The organism is Kocuria rosea (assembly GCF_006094695.1).
Classification (GTDB): domain Bacteria; phylum Actinomycetota; class Actinomycetes; order Actinomycetales; family Micrococcaceae; genus Kocuria; species Kocuria rosea.
Map to the genome: position 1 here is coordinate 3,337,687 of NZ_CP035103.1, position 15,506 is coordinate 3,353,192.

The 15,506-nt window shown below is 75.2% G+C and carries 17 protein-coding genes; 6 read left to right on the forward strand and 11 right to left on the reverse strand.

Annotated elements, in window-relative coordinates:
• The first annotated feature begins 6 nt into the window (after window positions 1–6).
• Window positions 7–1,293, forward strand: a complete 1,287-nt coding sequence (locus EQG70_RS15235; protein ID WP_109268264.1) for an MFS transporter — start codon at window positions 7–9, stop codon at window positions 1,291–1,293.
• On the opposite strand, the gene EQG70_RS18790 is transcribed toward EQG70_RS15235, so the two are convergent.
• Together EQG70_RS18790 and EQG70_RS18200 are read right to left on the reverse strand one after the other, a co-directional pair.
• On the reverse strand, window positions 1,222–2,439 hold the full coding sequence (locus EQG70_RS18790; RefSeq protein WP_167508919.1) for a sensor histidine kinase: 1,218 nt from the start codon (window positions 2,437–2,439) through the stop codon (window positions 1,222–1,224). The genes EQG70_RS15235 and EQG70_RS18790 overlap by 72 nt on opposite strands.
• 86 nt (window positions 2,440–2,525) lie before the next feature.
• Window positions 2,526–2,711 carry a hypothetical protein gene (locus EQG70_RS18200; RefSeq protein WP_035923179.1) on the reverse strand — a complete coding sequence of 62 codons (186 nt, stop codon included), beginning with the start codon at window positions 2,709–2,711 and terminating at the stop codon, window positions 2,526–2,528.
• A gap of 182 nt (window positions 2,712–2,893) precedes the next feature.
• Here EQG70_RS18200 and EQG70_RS15245 point away from each other — a divergent pair, with 182 nt between their 5' ends.
• Window positions 2,894–3,589: a response regulator gene (locus EQG70_RS15245; RefSeq protein ID WP_109268265.1), complete on the forward strand. Its 696-nt coding sequence runs from the start codon at window positions 2,894–2,896 to the stop codon at window positions 3,587–3,589.
• On the opposite strand, the gene EQG70_RS15250 is transcribed toward EQG70_RS15245, so the two are convergent.
• The 7 genes from EQG70_RS15250 to EQG70_RS15280 form a co-directional block, all read right to left on the reverse strand.
• Window positions 3,553–4,236, reverse strand: coding sequence for an ABC transporter ATP-binding protein (locus tag EQG70_RS15250; RefSeq protein WP_109268266.1), 684 nt, complete (start codon window positions 4,234–4,236; stop codon window positions 3,553–3,555). The genes EQG70_RS15245 and EQG70_RS15250 overlap by 37 nt on opposite strands.
• Window positions 4,206–5,765, reverse strand: coding sequence for a hypothetical protein (locus EQG70_RS15255; RefSeq protein ID WP_138976486.1), 1,560 nt, complete (start codon window positions 5,763–5,765; stop codon window positions 4,206–4,208). The genes EQG70_RS15250 and EQG70_RS15255 overlap by 31 nt, the downstream gene beginning before the upstream one ends.
• Window positions 5,762–6,166: a hypothetical protein gene (locus EQG70_RS15260; RefSeq protein WP_035923187.1), complete on the reverse strand. Its 405-nt coding sequence runs from the start codon at window positions 6,164–6,166 to the stop codon at window positions 5,762–5,764. Before EQG70_RS15260 ends, EQG70_RS15255 begins: the two co-directional genes overlap by 4 nt.
• A gap of 73 nt (window positions 6,167–6,239) precedes the next feature.
• Window positions 6,240–6,812, reverse strand: coding sequence for a hypothetical protein (locus EQG70_RS15265; RefSeq protein ID WP_109268268.1), 573 nt, complete (start codon window positions 6,810–6,812; stop codon window positions 6,240–6,242).
• Window positions 6,813–6,847: 35 nt separating this feature from the next.
• On the reverse strand, window positions 6,848–7,420 hold the full coding sequence (locus EQG70_RS15270; protein WP_109268269.1) for a hypothetical protein: 573 nt from the start codon (window positions 7,418–7,420) through the stop codon (window positions 6,848–6,850).
• A gap of 39 nt (window positions 7,421–7,459) precedes the next feature.
• A complete protein-coding gene (locus EQG70_RS15275; protein WP_052132646.1) occupies window positions 7,460–7,744 on the reverse strand; it encodes a hypothetical protein in 285 nt (94 codons plus the stop codon).
• A gap of 161 nt (window positions 7,745–7,905) precedes the next feature.
• Window positions 7,906–8,304 (reverse strand): DUF4870 domain-containing protein, encoded by a 399-nt coding sequence (locus EQG70_RS15280; protein ID WP_017834851.1) that lies wholly within the window; start codon window positions 8,302–8,304, stop codon window positions 7,906–7,908.
• Between the two features lie 248 nt (window positions 8,305–8,552).
• Here EQG70_RS15280 and EQG70_RS15285 point away from each other — a divergent pair, with 248 nt between their 5' ends.
• A complete protein-coding gene (locus EQG70_RS15285) occupies window positions 8,553–9,368 on the forward strand; it encodes a lysophospholipid acyltransferase family protein (RefSeq protein ID WP_109268270.1) in 816 nt (271 codons plus the stop codon).
• Window positions 9,369–9,387: 19 nt separating this feature from the next.
• Here EQG70_RS15285 and EQG70_RS15290 read toward each other — a convergent pair whose 3' ends face one another.
• Window positions 9,388–10,596: a PucR family transcriptional regulator gene (locus EQG70_RS15290; RefSeq protein WP_306460804.1), complete on the reverse strand. Its 1,209-nt coding sequence runs from the start codon at window positions 10,594–10,596 to the stop codon at window positions 9,388–9,390.
• Window positions 10,597–10,699: 103 nt separating this feature from the next.
• On the opposite strand from EQG70_RS15290, the gene EQG70_RS15295 reads away from it, so the two are divergent.
• From EQG70_RS15295 to EQG70_RS15305, 3 genes are all read left to right on the forward strand, one after another.
• Entirely contained in the window at window positions 10,700–11,752 is a 1,053-nt protein-coding gene (locus EQG70_RS15295; protein ID WP_035923198.1) for a ferredoxin reductase, read from the forward strand.
• A 53-nt stretch (window positions 11,753–11,805) separates the two neighbouring features.
• Window positions 11,806–12,921, forward strand: coding sequence for a fatty acid desaturase family protein (locus tag EQG70_RS15300; protein WP_017834847.1), 1,116 nt, complete (start codon window positions 11,806–11,808; stop codon window positions 12,919–12,921).
• Window positions 12,922–13,052: 131 nt separating this feature from the next.
• Window positions 13,053–14,624 carry an SDR family oxidoreductase gene (locus EQG70_RS15305; protein ID WP_109268272.1) on the forward strand — a complete coding sequence of 524 codons (1,572 nt, stop codon included), beginning with the start codon at window positions 13,053–13,055 and terminating at the stop codon, window positions 14,622–14,624.
• Here the strand turns inward: EQG70_RS15305 and EQG70_RS15310 are convergent.
• Window positions 14,590–15,489: a sulfurtransferase gene (locus tag EQG70_RS15310; RefSeq protein ID WP_109268273.1), complete on the reverse strand. Its 900-nt coding sequence runs from the start codon at window positions 15,487–15,489 to the stop codon at window positions 14,590–14,592. The genes EQG70_RS15305 and EQG70_RS15310 overlap by 35 nt on opposite strands.
• Window positions 15,490–15,506: the final 17 nt, after the last annotated feature.

The window sequence follows — 15,506 nt, forward strand, 5'->3', positions numbered from 1 at the left end:
TATAGGATGGCGGTCATGCACCCGACGAACCCCGCCGTGGACCGGCGCGCCCTGCAGCGGAGGGTCGTCCGCGTCCTCGCCCTCGGCCAGATCCTCGGTGGGCTGGGCGTCGGCGCCACCCTGGCCCTCGGCGCCCTCCTCGTCACCGAGGTCTCCGGCTCCTCCGCCTGGTCCGGCATGGCCGCGACCATGAACACCCTCGGCGCGGCCCTGCTCGCCGTCCCCCTCGCGCGGCTCGCCCAGGCCCGCGGCCGGCGGATCTCGCTCAGCACCGGGGCGTTCACCGCCATGGCGGGCGCGTCGATCACGATCGGCGCCGCCGTCCTCTCGAGCTTCCCCGTCCTGCTGCTGGGCCTGGCCCTGCTCGGCGCCGGCTCGGCGCTCAACCTCCAGTCCCGGTTCGCGGCGACCGACCTGGCCGCGGACGACACCCGCGCCCGGGACCTCTCCCTGGTGGTCTGGTCCACGACGATCGGCGCGGTGCTCGGCCCCAACCTCTTCGAGCCGGGCGAGCTGCTCGGGCGGGCCCTGGGCCTGCCGGCGCTGACGGGCGGATTCGTCATCGCCCTCGTGGCGCAGGCCTTCGGGGCCCTGGTCTACCTCACGGCGCTGCGGCCGGACTCCCTGCTGCTGGCCGTGGCCGACGGCGAGGCCGCGGGCAGGGGCAAGCCCTCCCCCGCGGGCGGGCTGGCGGTGCTGCGGGCCTCGTCGCCGGCCCGCCGGGCCGTGCTCACCGTGGCGCTGAGCCACGCCGTCATGGTGGCGCTCATGTCCATGACGCCCGTGCACCTGACCCTCCACGGGGCATCGCTGAGCGTCGTGGGCCTGACCATCAGCCTGCACGTGGCCGGGATGTACGCCCTCGCCCCCGTGTTCGGCTGGCTCGCGGACCGGGCCGGGCGCCGCCCCACCGTCCTGCTCGGCCAGGCCCTGTTCGTGGCGTCCCTCGTGCTGTCCTGGTTCGGCTCGACGTCCCCCGTGCTGGTGACGGTCAGCCTGGTCCTGCTCGGGCTCGGCTGGTCCGCCTCCACGGTCGCGGGCTCCACGCTCGTGGCCGAGGCCGTCCCGCCGGCCGAGCGGCCGAAGCTGCAGGGCGTCTCGGACCTGTTCATGAACCTCGCCGGGGCGACCGGCGGGGCGCTCGCCGGACCGGTGCTGGCGCTGATCGGCTTCGACGGGCTCAGCGCGGCCCTGCTCGTCCTCGTGGCGGTCGTGGTGGTCTCACACGGCGGCCGGACCCAGCGGGATGCGGGCGCCGACGCGCCAGCCGCCGTCCGCCGGTCCCGCCGCTAGCTCCCCGCCGAGCGGCTGGACGCGCTCGCGCAGCCCGAGCAGCCCGTACCCCGAGGCCGGGAGGCCGGGCCCGGAGCCCGGCCCCGCGGCGTTGTGCACCTCGACCACGACGTCGGCCTCGTCGACCTGCACGGCCAGCACGCAGCTCGTCCGGGCGGGCGCGTGCTTCATGATGTTCGTCGCCCCCTCCTGGAGGACCCGCTGGACCGTGGGCCGCACCCCTTCCGGGATCCGCGCGAGGTCGCCCCGCACCCGGGTGTCCGTGCGGAACCCGACCTCCCGCAGCGCGGCCGCGGCCTCCTCGAGGCCCCGGCCCGTGTCGACGGCCGCGGCGGCGCTGGAGTCCTGTGCGAGCCCGGCGCCCGGCTCCACGCGCATGATCCCCAGCAGCCGGCGCAGGTCCTTGAGGGCCGCGCGGGAGGAGTCGCCCACCACGTCCAGGGCCTCCTTCATGGTCTCCGGGTCCCGGGAGTAGGCCCCCGAGCGCGCCTGCATGGCGATGAGCGTGAGGTCGTGGGCGACGATGTCGTGCAGCTCCCGGGCCAGCTCGAGGCGCTGCTGCTCGAGGGCGTGGGCCGTGCGCTCCTGGCCCGCGGCGATCTCGACGCGGTCCAGCTCCTGCTGCGCGCTCAGGGCCCGCAGGACGAGACCGGGCAGGAGGAGGACCAGGGTCAGCGGCACGTAGCTCCAGAGGAACTGCGGGCCCACGACCGAGACGTTGACGGCCCACGAGGTCTGCCACACGAGGAAGGCCCCGACGGCCGCGGCGAGTCCGGGCAGGGCCGCCCCGTAGGCGGTGAAGGCCAGGACCAGCGGGATCACGACCATGTAGCTGCCCGGGTTGGTCTGTGGGTGGAGCAGGACCAGCAGCGCGGCGAGCGGCAGCCACGTCCAGCTGGAGCGCAGCGCCAGGACGGCGACCGTGGCGGCTTCGAGGACCACGAGCAGCAGCTCGTAGTCCCGGTCCCCGAACCCCAGGCCCGGGCCGGTCAGCACGAGCCGGACGGCGTCCAGGGCGCTCACCGTGATGAACAGCAGCAGGGCCACCCGCACCCACCGGTGCAGGGGGCGGGCCCGGGCGATCCCCTGCGGCAGGAGCGTGCCCAGGCCGGGCCGGCGGTCCTGCTGCGCTGCGCGGCGTGCCATGCGGTCCTTCCGGTGCGGTGGCCCGGTGCTCCGGTCCACCTCGGAGGATAGCCGCGGGTGCCGGGCCCGTCCGGGAGCGCGCCGGATCAGCACCAGCGCAGGAAGAGGAACGAGCACCCGCGGCTTGTGTGCCCGTCCGGGCTGTCGGTGCCGGGGTCGACCTTCAGGACCGGCGCCAGGGCGACCGGCGATTCCTGGGCCGCGGCGGTGGGAACACCGCCGGCGGTCAGCAGCAGTGCGGCGAGCAGCGAGGCGGCGGAGAGCGTGTTCACGGGGGGTCCTTCCGGCAGGGCGCCGCACCCGATCGGTGTGCGGTCGCGAACCATGGTCGCCGAGGGGTGGGGTCCGCGGGGTCATCCGGGAGGATGGCCGGGGGTCATCCCTTGGGCGGACCCGCGCGCCGGGCGGCCCCGTCCCGCCGGCGCCGTGGCCCCTCTCCGCTACGGTGAGAGCCATGAACGAGCACGCGCCGGCGGCGAGCCCCGTCAAGGTCCTGATCGTCGACGACCAGCAGCTCATGCTCCGCGCCCTGCGCGTGTTCATCGACGCCGAGGAGGACCTCGTGGTCGTGGGCGAGGCCCGCAACGGCCGGGCGGCGGTGGAGCAGTGCCGCGCCCTGCGTCCGGACGTGGTGGTCATGGACCTGCAGATGCCGGTCCTGGACGGCATCGAGGCCACCCGTGCGATCACGCACGAGCACCCGGAGGTGAAGGTGCTGGCCGTGACCACGTTCCACTCGGAGGACTGGGTGACCCCCGCGCTCCGGGCCGGGGCGAGCGGCTACGTGGTCAAGGACTCCGAGCCCCACGAGATCGTGGGCGCCGTGCGCAGCGTGCTGGCCGGGGAGGCCGCGATTTCCCGGCGGGTGGCCGCCACCCTCGTCCGCAGCGTCGTCGCGGACCCGGAGCCGGCGGCGCCGCGCCCCGAGGACGTCGCCGCGGTGGAGGGGCTCTCGGCGCGGGAGCGCGAGGTCGTGGCCCTGCTCTGCGAGGGCCTCAGCAACCGCGAGATCGCCGCCGCGCTCTTCGTGTCCGAGCCGACCGTCAAGTCCCACCTCAGCCACATCCTCACGAAGATGGAGGTGCGGGACCGGGTGCAGGTGGTGATCAAGGCCTACCGCACCGGGCTGGTGACGATCCCCTCGTCCTGAGCCGCCCGCGGGTCCGCGCCGCCGGGGAAGGTCAGCACCGCGTCCGGCGCCAGCTGCGCCGGCGGGCGGTGGGACACCACCAGGACCGCGCGCCGCGCCGCCCACTCCGTGAGCTCCTCGCAGAGCACCGTCGTGGACGCGCCGTCCAGTCCGTTGAACGGCTCGTCCAGGACGACGACGTCGAAGTCGCCGCTGGTGCACACGATCGTCCACAGCTTGCGCCGGTTGCCCGTGGACAGGTGCTCGGCGGCCTCGTCCAGCCACGGTCCGAGCCCGTGGCGCTCCGCCCGGCGCAGCCCCTCCTGCGGGTCGGCGCCGCACCAGCCGCTCGCGAACACCACGTGGTCCCGTGCGGTCATCGTGGGGTAGAGCGCCGGTTCGGTGCGGCAGATCCGGCGCACCCGGGAGGCCTCCGGCGAGCGTGCGTCCACGCCGGCGAGCGTGACCGTGCCCGCGGTCTGCGGCAGGTGCCCGCTGAGGACCTCGACGAGCGTCGACTTGCCGGAGCCGTTGGGCCCCTGCAGCAGCGTCAGCCCGGGGGCGTCGATCCGCAGCGTGAGCCCCCGGTGGACGGGGCGCCCGGCGTCGAAGCCGGCGCTCACCGCCTCGACGTGGATCAGCGGTGGGTGAGGGAGCGGTGCAGGCATGCGAGGGCACCTCCGGCGAGGGTCAGGGCGAGCAGGGGGACGATCCAGGGGTCGGTGGCGGGGAAGGTCAGCGGGACGGCCACGGGCGCGGCGGCGAGGACGACGGTGAGGACCCCCGTGAGCGGGCTGTCCGCGCCCGTCCCCTCGACCGTGCGCGGCGGGGGCAGCAGGTGCTCCGCGACGGTCGCGGCCCACACCGCGCCCAGCACCACGGCCGCGGGCGCCGCGGACAGGGTCCCCGTCAGCACCCGGGCCGCGACGACGAGCAGCAGGGCCGGCAGCAGCAGCGGCAGGGTGAGCGCGGTGAGGTGCCCCAGCGCCACGGAGGAGCGGGACGCCCCGGACTCCACGGCGGTGCGCAGGTGGCGGCCGTAGCGGAAGGCGCCGATGTCCGAGCTCACGAGCTCCGCGAGAGCGAGGCCCGTCATGAGGGCGGCGAAGCCCAGGGTGGGCCTCAGCGCCGCCTCCCACGCCGCGTCCGGCACGGCGGGCAGCGGCGGCATCCGGAGACCGGCGGAGGTCGCCCCGAGCAGCGCCGCGGTCGCGGCGGCGACCGCGGCGGTGATCCGCTGCTGGGCCCGCAGGCGCCACCCGTGCGCCCGCTGGACGCCCAGCACCCGGGCGAACTGCAGGACCGCGGGACCGCTCAGGCGCGGCCGGCGCACCGGGGGCGCGGCGCGCCGGGCCGGGAAGGACACCGCCGCGAGGGCGCGGCGGCCGGCGACGGCACCGGCCGCGCCGACGGCCGTGACCGCCGTGAGGCCGGCGAGGAGGACGGGCTCAGGCAGCCCCGGCGCGGGACCGGGTGCCGCACCGGCCGCCGGGGCGAGGGCGCCGGGGACGAGGGGGGTCAGCAGCAGCACCGCCCCGTGCGCCCCGGCCCCGGCCAGGACGGACGCCGCCGCGAGCACCGCGGGGAAGTGCCGGCGCCCGTTCTCGGGGCGGGCGGCGGAGCGCAGCGCCCCGGCGGCCGTCAGCGCGCCGAAGGCCACGGGCGTCCCCAGCAGCAGTGCCGTCCCCGCGGCCCCGGGCCCGTGCCCGGCCAGGACGGACCCGGCGAGCACCCCCAGGCCCGCGGCGCCCCACACGGCGCTCGCCACGGCCACGCGCGGGAGGGCGTGGACGACGAACACGTCCGCGGCCCGGACGTCGAGGCCCACGAAGAAGTCCCGCTGCGGGTGGTCGCTGACGCAGCTGCGGAACCGGCCGAGGGTCTCGCCCGCGAGGGCGCCGAGCCCGGCGTAGGCGCAGAGCAGCACGAAGAGCCCGACCACGTCCGCGCCCGGCGCCAGCACCGCGGCCGCGCGCGCCGCGAGGATCCCGGCCGCGAACGCCAGGAGCACGGCCCCTGCCGCGGCCCCGACCACGATGCGGCGGGCGGTGTCCACCGGCACGGACGTGCCCAGCGCCTGCAGCAGGTCCGCGATCCGCAGGTCCGCCAGGAGCCGGAGACGGCGGCGGGCCGGCGGGGCGGGCGGCCGCCGCCGCACCGACCCGCTCGTGGGGCTCGCGGTCGCGCTGGTCGTCACGAGAGCCTGCTGCGCGTCCCGGACCGCTCCCGGCGCAGCCCGAGCGCGTTGAACAGGAGCACGACCGTGCCCGCGAGGGCGACGACCACGCCCATGGTGCACAGCCAGCCCACGGGGAACCCGCTCAGCTGCTCGTCGAGGAAGGTCGCGTGGGCCGTCATGGCCAGGAACAGCAGCACGGCCGGTGCCACGGAGCGCGGGCGGGACAGCGGGGTCGCGGCGGCCACGAGCGGCAGGAGCACCCCGGCGACCGCCAGCCCGCCCACGAGGAGGGACCACAGCCCGACCGGGACGGTGCTGGTGCCCCGGCCCTCGAGGAGGATCGCGGTCAGGGCTGCGGCGCTCAGGACGGCCACGGTGACGAGGACCAGTCGGACGTGGTTCTGGGTGAGGGTCGGCACGGTGGGCACTCCTGGTGGTCGAGGATCTGATGAGTGGTGGGGGGCGGGGCCGGCGGCGGGAACGGTGGCCGGGTCACACCATGGCGACGAGCGCGGCGGTCGCGACGGCGACGACGACCACGAGCACCTGGCGGCCGGCGCCGCAGGATCTCCACCGGCCGCGGTAGAGCAGCGCCGCGGCGAGGGCGAGGACCAGCACCGCGGCGGCCTCCACGGGTCCCTCCGCCATCCGCCCGGTGGCCAGGGCCAAGCCCTGGGACAGCACCGTGAGGCCGCCGACCACCAGCGTGTAGAGCCCGATCCGCTGTCCGCCGCCGAGCGGCAGGCCCTGCGGGAGGAGTCTGCTCTCGAGGAGCCCGGCGAACCAGAGGTACAGGGCGAGGACCACGGCGAAGACCAGGACGCCGACGAGCACGGCGACGTTGACCGAGAGCTCGATCAGGGACGGGTCGACCCCCTGCAGCTCGCCGGTCACGGCCGCCGCGGCCTGGTCCTGCATCTGGTCGGTGGTCGCCGGCAGCCGCAGCAGCAGCAGCCCGAGCCCCACCGCCCAGAGGACGGTCCGGACGGGCCGGGTGGTCGCCGGCAGCGGACGGGTGGCAGGGGTCCCGGCGCCGGGGTGGGCGGAGACGTGGAGGCTGGACATCGGGGTCCTTCCGGTAGCGGGGGGAACGGCGGCGCTCACCGCCGGGCGATGAGCGCCGCCTCGATCCCCGCGGCGGCGAGCAGGAGGGTTGCGGCGAGGGCGAGGACGCCGAGGGAGGCCGGCAGCGCCGTGAGGTAGCTGCGCACCAGGCCGTTCCGGCGGGCGGTGAGGGCGGCGGTGAGGGGGAGCAGGCCCGCGGCCGCGGCCACGAGGCAGCCGAGGAACTCGAGCCCCGCGTACCAGCCGGCCGCACCGGCGAGCGCGGCGGCGCCGACGTTGAGCACGCCGATCTTCGCCGTGGCGCCCACGTAGACCGACAGCAGTGCCAGGGACGTGCCCGTGAGCAGGCCGCCGGTGAGCACGCCGCTGTAGAGCAGGGCGGCGGCGCCGAGGTTGCGGGCCAGGATGGCGCCGAAGGACCCGTCGTGGTCCTGACCGGCGCCGGCCGTGTCCTGCAGGGTCGCGGGGACGCGGGAGATGCTCTCGTAGCCCACCAGGAACCCCGCCACGAAGAGCGCCGTGGCGGCCGCCGCCGCCCACCCGAGGGCGCGGCGCGCTGCGCGGGCGTCGCGGGGAGCGGTGCGGAGGTCCGTGGGCACGGTCTTCATGGCGGGGGTCCAGGCAGCGTCAGCGGAGCGGGCGGCGGCTCAGGCGATGGCCAGGCTGCGGGCCTTCTTGGACAGGTACCAGCGGATGGTGCCGACGACCGCGCCGCCGATGCCGAAGCCGAACATCGCGGCCACGAGGGTCAGCGCCCAGCCGCCGGCCTCGACCGCGGCCACGATCTGGCTCGCGGACGCGGCGGAGATGCCGAGGGAGCCAGCGACCCAGGCGATGCCGACACCGCCGAGGACGAGGCCGAGGACGGCGATGGAGGCGGCGGCCGAGACGGGCAGGACCGTGCGGACGGAGGGGGTGCGGGGGGTGGTCATGAAGAGCTCCTGTGTTCCCGAGGTTTCTGTGGGGGGTGCATCATCCGGCGGGTTCCCCGGGTGATGGCTCAGAATCTACGAGAGCCGGGAGGCCGCGGCCATCGGCCGAAGGAATGGTTCCGGACCGTCCGGAGGATGCCGCCGGCCGGTCCGGAAGGACGTCACTGCAGCACCGGCAGCTGGAGCGGGTAGCGGTACACCTCGCCCTTGTTGGCCTTGAGCACGGCCAGGACGTGGCACACCACGAGCAGCACCGCGGCGAGGATCCACAGCACGATCGCCACGGGGATCAGGATCACGGTGAACAGGCACACCCACGCCACCACGTTGAGCAGCCACATGGACAGGTTGAAGTTGAACGACCCGGCGGAGGTGGCGCGCAGGAACGCGTTCTTGTCCCGGTGGACGAGCCAGACGACGAGGGGACCCACGAATCCGAGCCACCCGACGGAGACCAGCGCGCCGATCAGTCCGGACAGGTGGGTGAGGACCGCGATGGTGCGGTCGTCCCCCTGCGCCCGGTACTGCGGACGGGGTGCTGACGGTGGAAGGTAGGACATGGGGTTCTCCTGGTGGGCAGTGGCGGAACCGGTCGCGGCACCAAGTGCCGCGGACGCCGGACCGGCGCGGTGCAGCCAGCGTATCGGGGCCGGGCCCGCGCCCGGTATGGGGGAAGACCGCACATGACGGCGGCGGATCCCCGCCGTCACGCACGGCACCGACGACGACGACGCGACGCGCGCTGGTCTACGATTCTCGGCAGACCGTTCCCGGCCCGCCCCCGCGGGCCTCTTCCCGAGGGAGGCCCGTGGCTCCGCAGCTGCGCCCCAACAAGTACGCCTACCGGGCCATCGTGCTCGCCGGCCTCGCCGCGGTGAAGCTCTTCCGCGTGCCCCTGCTGGCCTCGGGCGAGGAGCACCTGCCCACCGACCAGGTGGTGCGCGGCCTGCAGCGGGAGGTCCGCCCCGGCCGGGGCGCCGTCGTGGCGGTGACCCACTTCGGCTACCTCGACTTCGTCTTCGCGCAGCTGGTGGTCTGGCGCCGGCTGCGGGCCCACTCCCGCTTCCTCATCACCCGCAAGCACACCGGCAGCGCCTTCGTCACGGCGGTGTGCCGGCTGTGCGACCACGTCGTGGTCGACCGCGCCGACGGCGCCCCGGCCTACGCCGAGGCCGTGGCCAAGCTGGCGCGCGGCGAGTTCCTCGCGGTGTTCCCGGAGGGCGGGGTCAGCCGCAGCTGGACCGTGCGCCCGCTGCGCACCGGCGCCGTGCGCATGGCCGCCGAGACCGGCGCGCCCGTCATCCCGGTGTCCGTGTGGGGCGGCCACCGGATGCTCACCCGCGGGCGCGGCCGGATCCGGCTGCGCGACGTGTGGCGCACGCCGGTGCGCGTGCACGTCGGCCCGGTGCTGCGGGTGGACCCCGACGAGGACGTCCGCGCCGCGAGCGCCCGGCTGCGCGCGGTGCTGCAGGAGGGGATCGACCGGTGCATCGACAGCTACCCCGTGACCCCGGAGCCGGGTGCGTGGTGGATGCCGGCGCACCGGGGCGGGAGCGCGATCACGGTCCAGGAGCAGATCGACGCCGACGCCCGGGAGCGGGAGGCCTACAAGCGCACCGGCTGAGCCCGGCCGGGGCACCGTCTCAGCGGAAGCCGGCGCGCAGCACCAGCTCGAGCTGGAACCGGCTCCTGGGGTCGTTGAGGCGGTCCCCGAAGACCTCCCGGAGCTGGTTCACCCGGTAGCCCACCGTCTGCTCGTGGATGTTCAGCTCGGCGGCCATCGCCGCGCGCTGCCCGTGGTGCTCGAGCCAGCACAGCAGGGTCGTGACCAGCCGCTCCCGCTGCCCGGCCTTGAGCTCGTCCAGCGGGGCCAGGCACTGCGCGGCGAGGTCCGCGACCACACTGCGCTCGCTGTGCAGGACGAGCTCCATGAGGTGCTCCGAGACCCACAGCGGCCCGGCGTCGGCCGGTTCCTCCCGCTGCAGCAGATCCCGGGTCAGCACGGCCAGGCGCAGGGACTCGGGGGCCGCGTACCAGGGCCGGCCCGGGCCGATCACCGCTCCCCGGCCGGTGAGCGCGCGCTCCAGCTCCCGGCGGCCGGTCGGCGAGGAGGGCTCGGGGACCACCGCCACCACGTCGCCGGGGCGGGACGTGAGCAGCGCCCGCTCCCCGAGGCGCGAGCGCAGCCCCACCCGCCGGTCGGCGGCCAGCGTCACCACGACCACCCGGTCGGGCACCGGCCACCCCGCGGCGGCGGCGGCCGTGCGCACCGCGTCCTCCACCACGTGGCCGCGGACGAGCATGTCCGCGAGCGCGTCCAGCAGACGGTCCCGCTCCCCGGCACGCTCGGACTGCTCCATGGCATAGCCCTCGGCGCTGGCCGCGGAGAGCTCCTCGATGTAGGCGAACACGGACTCCGCGAGGCCGATCAGCACGGACGCCTCGAACCCCGCGTCCATGGCCACGCGGGAGAGCGAGCGCAGCGTGGTGCGCGCCCCGGAGCGGTAGGCCGCGAAGAGGGCGTCCATCGGCCGGCCCTCGCGCACCTCGCCGCGGCCGAGCCCCTCGTAGACCCGCCGGTCGTCCCCCATCAGCGCCGGCTGCTGGGTGCCGGGCAGCTGCAGGAACCGGGTCAGGGCCACCTCGACCCCGCGCCGGATGCTGTCGCCGAACAGGCCCTCCAGCGGCCGGGCGTAGACCGGGACGTCGAGCCGCACGGCGTCCAGCAGCTCCTCCGTCACCGCCGGCAGGTGCGGGACCAGGAGGGGGGTCAGCGCCGGCGGCAGGGAGGTCCACGGCAGCTCCCGGTCCGCCCGCCGCCCCGGCTGCGCGTGCTCCGTCGTGTGGTCCACCCGCTCCACGATCCCCCGCTTTCATTCCGACACCACAATTTCTCTGCTGAAAGAGTACGCGACGGGACGAGAACTGCCGTCGGATTTGGGGCACAGTTATTACGTGCCCCAACTGCGACTGTTCACCCGCCTGGCCTCGGCCTTCACCACGCCCCGCTCCCCCGAGGACTTCCTGCGGCTCATCGACCCCCTGGCCAGCGCCCGCCAGCTGCGCGGCCTGGTGACCGCCGTGGTGCCCGAGACCGCGGACTCGGTGACGATCCGCTTCCGCCCCGGCCGCGGCTGGAACGCGCACGAGGCCGGCCAGTGGGCCCGCATCGGCGTGGAGATCGACGGCGTGCGGCACTGGCGCTCCTACTCCCTCAGCACGGGCGCCGGCCAGGACCCGGCGATCACGGTGACGGCGATGGGCAAGGTCTCCACCGCCCTCGTCCGGGGGACCCGGCCCGGTGACGTGCTGTTCCTCGCCCCGCCCGAGGGCGACTTCGTCCTCCCCGAGAGCCCGCGCCCGCTGCTGATGCTCACCGCCGGCAGCGGCCTGACGCCGGTCATGTCCATGATCCGCACCCTCGTGCCCCGCCGTCCGGACGCCGACCTGGTGCTCGTGCACTCCTCGCGCTCCCCGGAGGAGTCCCTGTTCCGCGAGGAGCTGCTGGAGCTCACCGACCAGTTCCCCGGCTTCCGCCTGGTCCAGTGGTTCACCGGTGAGCGCGGCCGCCGCCTCGACCTCGCGGCCACCGCCGACCTCGACGCCGCGTGCCCCGACTGGCGCGACCGCGCCGCCTACGCGTGCGGCCCCGCCGACTTCCTCGACGCCGCCGAGGCGCTCTGGCAGCGGGAGGAGGGCGAGCTGCGGGTCGAGCGCTTCGCCGCCGTGGTCGCCCCCGGCTCCGGCGGGGAGGGCGGGCGCGTGACCTTCGAGAAGTCCGACAAGGAGGTCGAGGCCGACAGCGCCACGACCCTCCTGGCCGCCGGCGAGGACGCCGGTCTGATGATGCGCAGCGGCTGCCGCATGGGCATCTGCCACGCGTGCGTGACCCCGCTGCTCTCCGGGCAGGTCCGTGACACCCGCACCGGCGAGGTCCACGGCGAGCCCGGCCACCTCGTCCAGACCTGCGTGTCCACGGCCGCCGGTCCCGTCAGCCTCGACGCCTGACCCCGAAGCTTCCAGCACTCGTTCCCCGACCCCGTTCCGAAAGGACCGACACCATGACGATCGTCACCCCCTTCCTGCTCGACTCGGGCCGCCCCACCGAGTCGGCCAAGCCCTCCGCCGCCGCGCACCTCTCCGACGAGCAGGTCGAGGAGCTGGGCCGCGAGCTCGACGCCCTCCGCGAGTCCGTGATCGCCACCCGCGGGGCGAAGGACGCGGCCTACATCCGCCGCGTCATCGCCACGCAGCGCTCCCTCGAGCTGGCCGGGCGCGCCACGCTGCTGTTCGCCAAGCACAAGCCCGCCTGGTTCGCCGGCACCGGCATGCTGACCGTCGCCAAGATCCTGGAGAACATGGAGATCGGGCACAACGTGCTGCACGGGCAGTGGGACTGGATGCGCGATCCCGACATCCACTCCACCACCTGGGAGTGGGACTTCGTGACCCCGTCCCGGGCGTGGCAGCACACCCACAACGACCTGCACCACACCTGGACCAACGTGGTCGGCAAGGACCGGGACGTCGGGTACACCATTCTGCGCATGGACGAGGACCAGGAGTGGAAGCCCTGGAACCTCGGCAACCCGGTGTACAACGCGCTGCTCGCCCCGGTCTTCGAGTGGGGGATCGCCATCTACGACCTCGAGCTCGACGAGTACCGCGAGGGCCGCAAGCCGAAGTCGGAGCTCCGGCGCAGCCTGAAGGCCCTCGGGGCGAAGTTCCTGAAGCAGGCCGCGAAGGACTACGTGGCCACCCCCGCCGCCGCGGCCCTGGCCGGCTCCGGGAAGCAGGCCCTGACCGCGACCCTGACCGCCAACGCCGTCCGCAACGTCTGGGCGCACGCCGTGATCTTCTGCGGCCACTTCCCCGCCGGGGCGGACACGTTCACCGAGGAGCAGATCGAGGGCGAGACCCGCGGCGACTGGTACGTGCGGCAGATGATCGGCTCGGCCAACATCTCCGGGTCGAGGCTGATGCACCTCATGACCGGCAACCTGTCCTTCCAGATCGAGCACCACCTGTTCCCGGACCTGCCCTCGAACCGCTACGCCGAGGTCGCCGTCAAGGTGCGCGAGATCTGCGAGCGCTACGAGCTGCCCTACACCACCGGGCCCCTGCCGAAGCAGGTCGCCTCCGCGTGGGCGAAGGTGTTCCGCCTGGCCCTGCCCTGATCCGTCCCCGCACGACGACGGACCGAACGGCCGCGATGCTCCGGCACGCGGCCGTTCCGCGTGCCGGGACCGGGCCGGGCTCCTGTCGGGCGGCGTTGGTAGGCTCGCGGGACCCGCACGAAAGGCAGGCCATGAGCTCTCCCCAGCGCGTCCTCATCACCGGTGCCACCGGTTACATCGGAGGGCGCCTGGCGCCCAGGATGCTGGAGGCCGGGCACACCGTGCGCGTCGCCGTCCGGTCCCCCGGCAAGCTGCGCGCCGTGCCGTGGCGGGACCGGGTGGAGGTCGCCGAGACGGACCTCAACGACCTCGACGGGATGACCGCCGCGTGCCAGGACGTGCACACCCTCTACTACCTGGTGCACTCCATGGGCGGCTCCCGGGAGTTCGAGGAGGAGGAGGCCGAGATGGCCCGGACCGTGGCCCGGGCCGCGGAGCGGGCCGGGGTGCGGCGCATCGTCTACCTCTCGGGGCTGCACCCCCAGGGCGTGGAGCTGTCCCAGCACATGCGCTCCCGGGTCCGGGTGGGCGAGATCCTGCTCGCGAGCTCGGTCCCGGCGGTGGTCTTCCAGGCCGGCGTGGTCATCGGCTCCGGCTCGGCGTCCTTCGAGATGATCCGCCACCTCGGCGACACCCTCCCGATCATGCCGGCGCCGTCCTGGGTGACCAACAGCATCGAGCCCATCGCCGTCCGTGACGTGCTGTACTACCTGATCCACGCCATGGACCTGCCGGAGGGCCTCAACCGCACCTTCGACATCGGCTCCCGCGACGTCATGACCTACGCGGACGCCATGCGCCGCTACGCCCGGGTGGCCGGGCTGCGCCGGCGGGTGGTCTTCCACTTCCCCCTCCCCGCGCCCCGGCTGTCCGGGTTCTGGGTGGGCATGGTCACCCCGATCCCCCTGGGCCTGGCCGTGCCGCTCGTGCAGTCGCTGCAGCACGACGCCGTGTCGGGCGAGCACGACATCGACGACCACATCCCGCCGCCCCCCGAGGGGCTGGCCGGCTACCGCCGCGCCGTGGCGCTCGCGCTGAAGAAGATCGAGGACAACTCCGTGGAGACCACGTGGGACGTCCACTACAGCTCCTCCGAGGCGGCCGCGGACCCGCTGCCCTCGGACCCGGACTGGGCGGGGCGCACCGTGTTCGTGGACGAGCGCAGCCGCACGGGCCCGGCGCGGCCCGAGCAGGTGTGGCGGGTCGTCGAGTCCATCGGCGGGCGCAACGGCTGGTACTCGCTGCCCCTGGCGTGGCAGGTCCGCGGCGTCATGGACAAGCTCGTGGGCGGGGCCGGCCTGAACCGCGGCCGCCGCGACGCCACGGACCTGCAGGTGGGCGAGTACGTGGACTGGTGGCGCGTCGAGGCCATGGAGGAGGGGCACAAGCTGCTCCTGCACGCCGAGATGCGCGCCCCCGGCCGGGCGTGGCTCGAGCTGTCCGTGGAGCCCGAGGGCGAGGGCAGCCGGTACACGCAGCGGGCCATCTTCTTCCCCCGGGGCCTGCCGGGCCGGCTCTACTGGTGGGGCGTGTGGCCCTTCCACGGCTTCATCTTCCCGTCCATGGCCCGCAACATCCTCGCCACCGCCGCCGCGCTGGACGACCCAGCCCCCGGCGCCCCGGGACAGTCGGACCAGGCAGCCCAGGCCGACGAGGCCGCGGCGCGGATCAGTCCTGCCGGGGAGACCCCGGCCCGCGGCTGAGCCCCTCGGGGCCCGCCACGGGCCGGGGACCGGGGCGGCCCCACTCGCTCCAGGAGCCGTCGTAGACCGTCACGTCCTCGCGGCCGGCGAGGTGGGCGCCGAGCGCCAGGACGCACGCCGTGAGGCCCGAGCCGCAGCTGGTGACGATCCGCCGCCCCTCGGGCGCGGCCGCCGCGATCCGCTCCCGCAGCTGCGGCAGCGGCAGCAGCCGCCCCTGCCCGTCCTGCAGGTCGGTGTAGGGCAGGTTGACCGCCCCCGGCATGTGCCCGGGGCGCAGGCCCGGCCGCGGCTCGGGCTCGGTGCCCGCGAACCGGCCGGCGGAGCGGGCGTCCAGGACGGTGGCGTCCGGGTCGGCCAGGGCGCGGGCGACGTCCTCCGCCCCGACGAAGCCGCCCGGACGGGGCACGAGCTCCACGTCGCCGGGCTCGGCCGGCGGCGCGGCGTGCGCCCCCGTGGGCCGGCCCTCCGCGGCCCACGCCGGGAGGCCGCCGTCGAGGACGGCGACCCGGTCGAAGCCCGCGGTCCGGAGCAGCCACCAGACGCGGGCGGACGCGAAGACGCCCTTGGCGTCGTAGGCCACCACCGTGCTCGAGTGCGAGATGCCGAGCGCCCGGGCCGCCGCGCTCAGCTGCTCCGCCGGGGGCGCCGTGTGCGGCAGGTCCGAGGACGGGTCCGAGAAGGCCCCGTCCAGGTCCAGGAGCACCGCCCCGGGGAGGGCCTCGTCGGTCCGGTTGAGCGTGGAGCTCGCGTCCACGAGCACCAGCCGGGGGTCCTGGAGGTGCTCGGCCAGCCAGTGGGTGCTCACCACGGGCCCGGGGAGCTCGAGCGATGCGCTGATGTCGTCGTTCCGGGTGCCGGTGCTCATGCGTCCAAGGCTAGTTC

Coding starts and splice junctions, on each gene's coding strand:
- EQG70_RS15265 (WP_109268268.1), bottom strand. CDS start 6,812: ATGTCCAGCCTCCACGTCTCCGCCCACCCCGGCGCCGGGACCCCTGCC.
- EQG70_RS15250 (WP_109268266.1), bottom strand. CDS start 4,236: ATGCCTGCACCGCTCCCTCACCCACCGCTGATCCACGTCGAGGCGGTG.
- EQG70_RS15245 (WP_109268265.1), top strand. CDS start 2,894: ATGAACGAGCACGCGCCGGCGGCGAGCCCCGTCAAGGTCCTGATCGTC.
- EQG70_RS15305 (WP_109268272.1), top strand. CDS start 13,053: ATGAGCTCTCCCCAGCGCGTCCTCATCACCGGTGCCACCGGTTACATC.
- EQG70_RS15235 (WP_109268264.1), top strand. CDS start 7: ATGGCGGTCATGCACCCGACGAACCCCGCCGTGGACCGGCGCGCCCTG.
- EQG70_RS15275 (WP_052132646.1), bottom strand. CDS start 7,744: ATGACCACCCCCCGCACCCCCTCCGTCCGCACGGTCCTGCCCGTCTCG.
- EQG70_RS15310 (WP_109268273.1), bottom strand. CDS start 15,489: ATGAGCACCGGCACCCGGAACGACGACATCAGCGCATCGCTCGAGCTC.
- EQG70_RS15280 (WP_017834851.1), bottom strand. CDS start 8,304: ATGTCCTACCTTCCACCGTCAGCACCCCGTCCGCAGTACCGGGCGCAG.
- EQG70_RS15270 (WP_109268269.1), bottom strand. CDS start 7,420: ATGAAGACCGTGCCCACGGACCTCCGCACCGCTCCCCGCGACGCCCGC.
- EQG70_RS15300 (WP_017834847.1), top strand. CDS start 11,806: ATGACGATCGTCACCCCCTTCCTGCTCGACTCGGGCCGCCCCACCGAG.
- EQG70_RS18790 (WP_167508919.1), bottom strand. CDS start 2,439: ATGGCACGCCGCGCAGCGCAGCAGGACCGCCGGCCCGGCCTGGGCACG.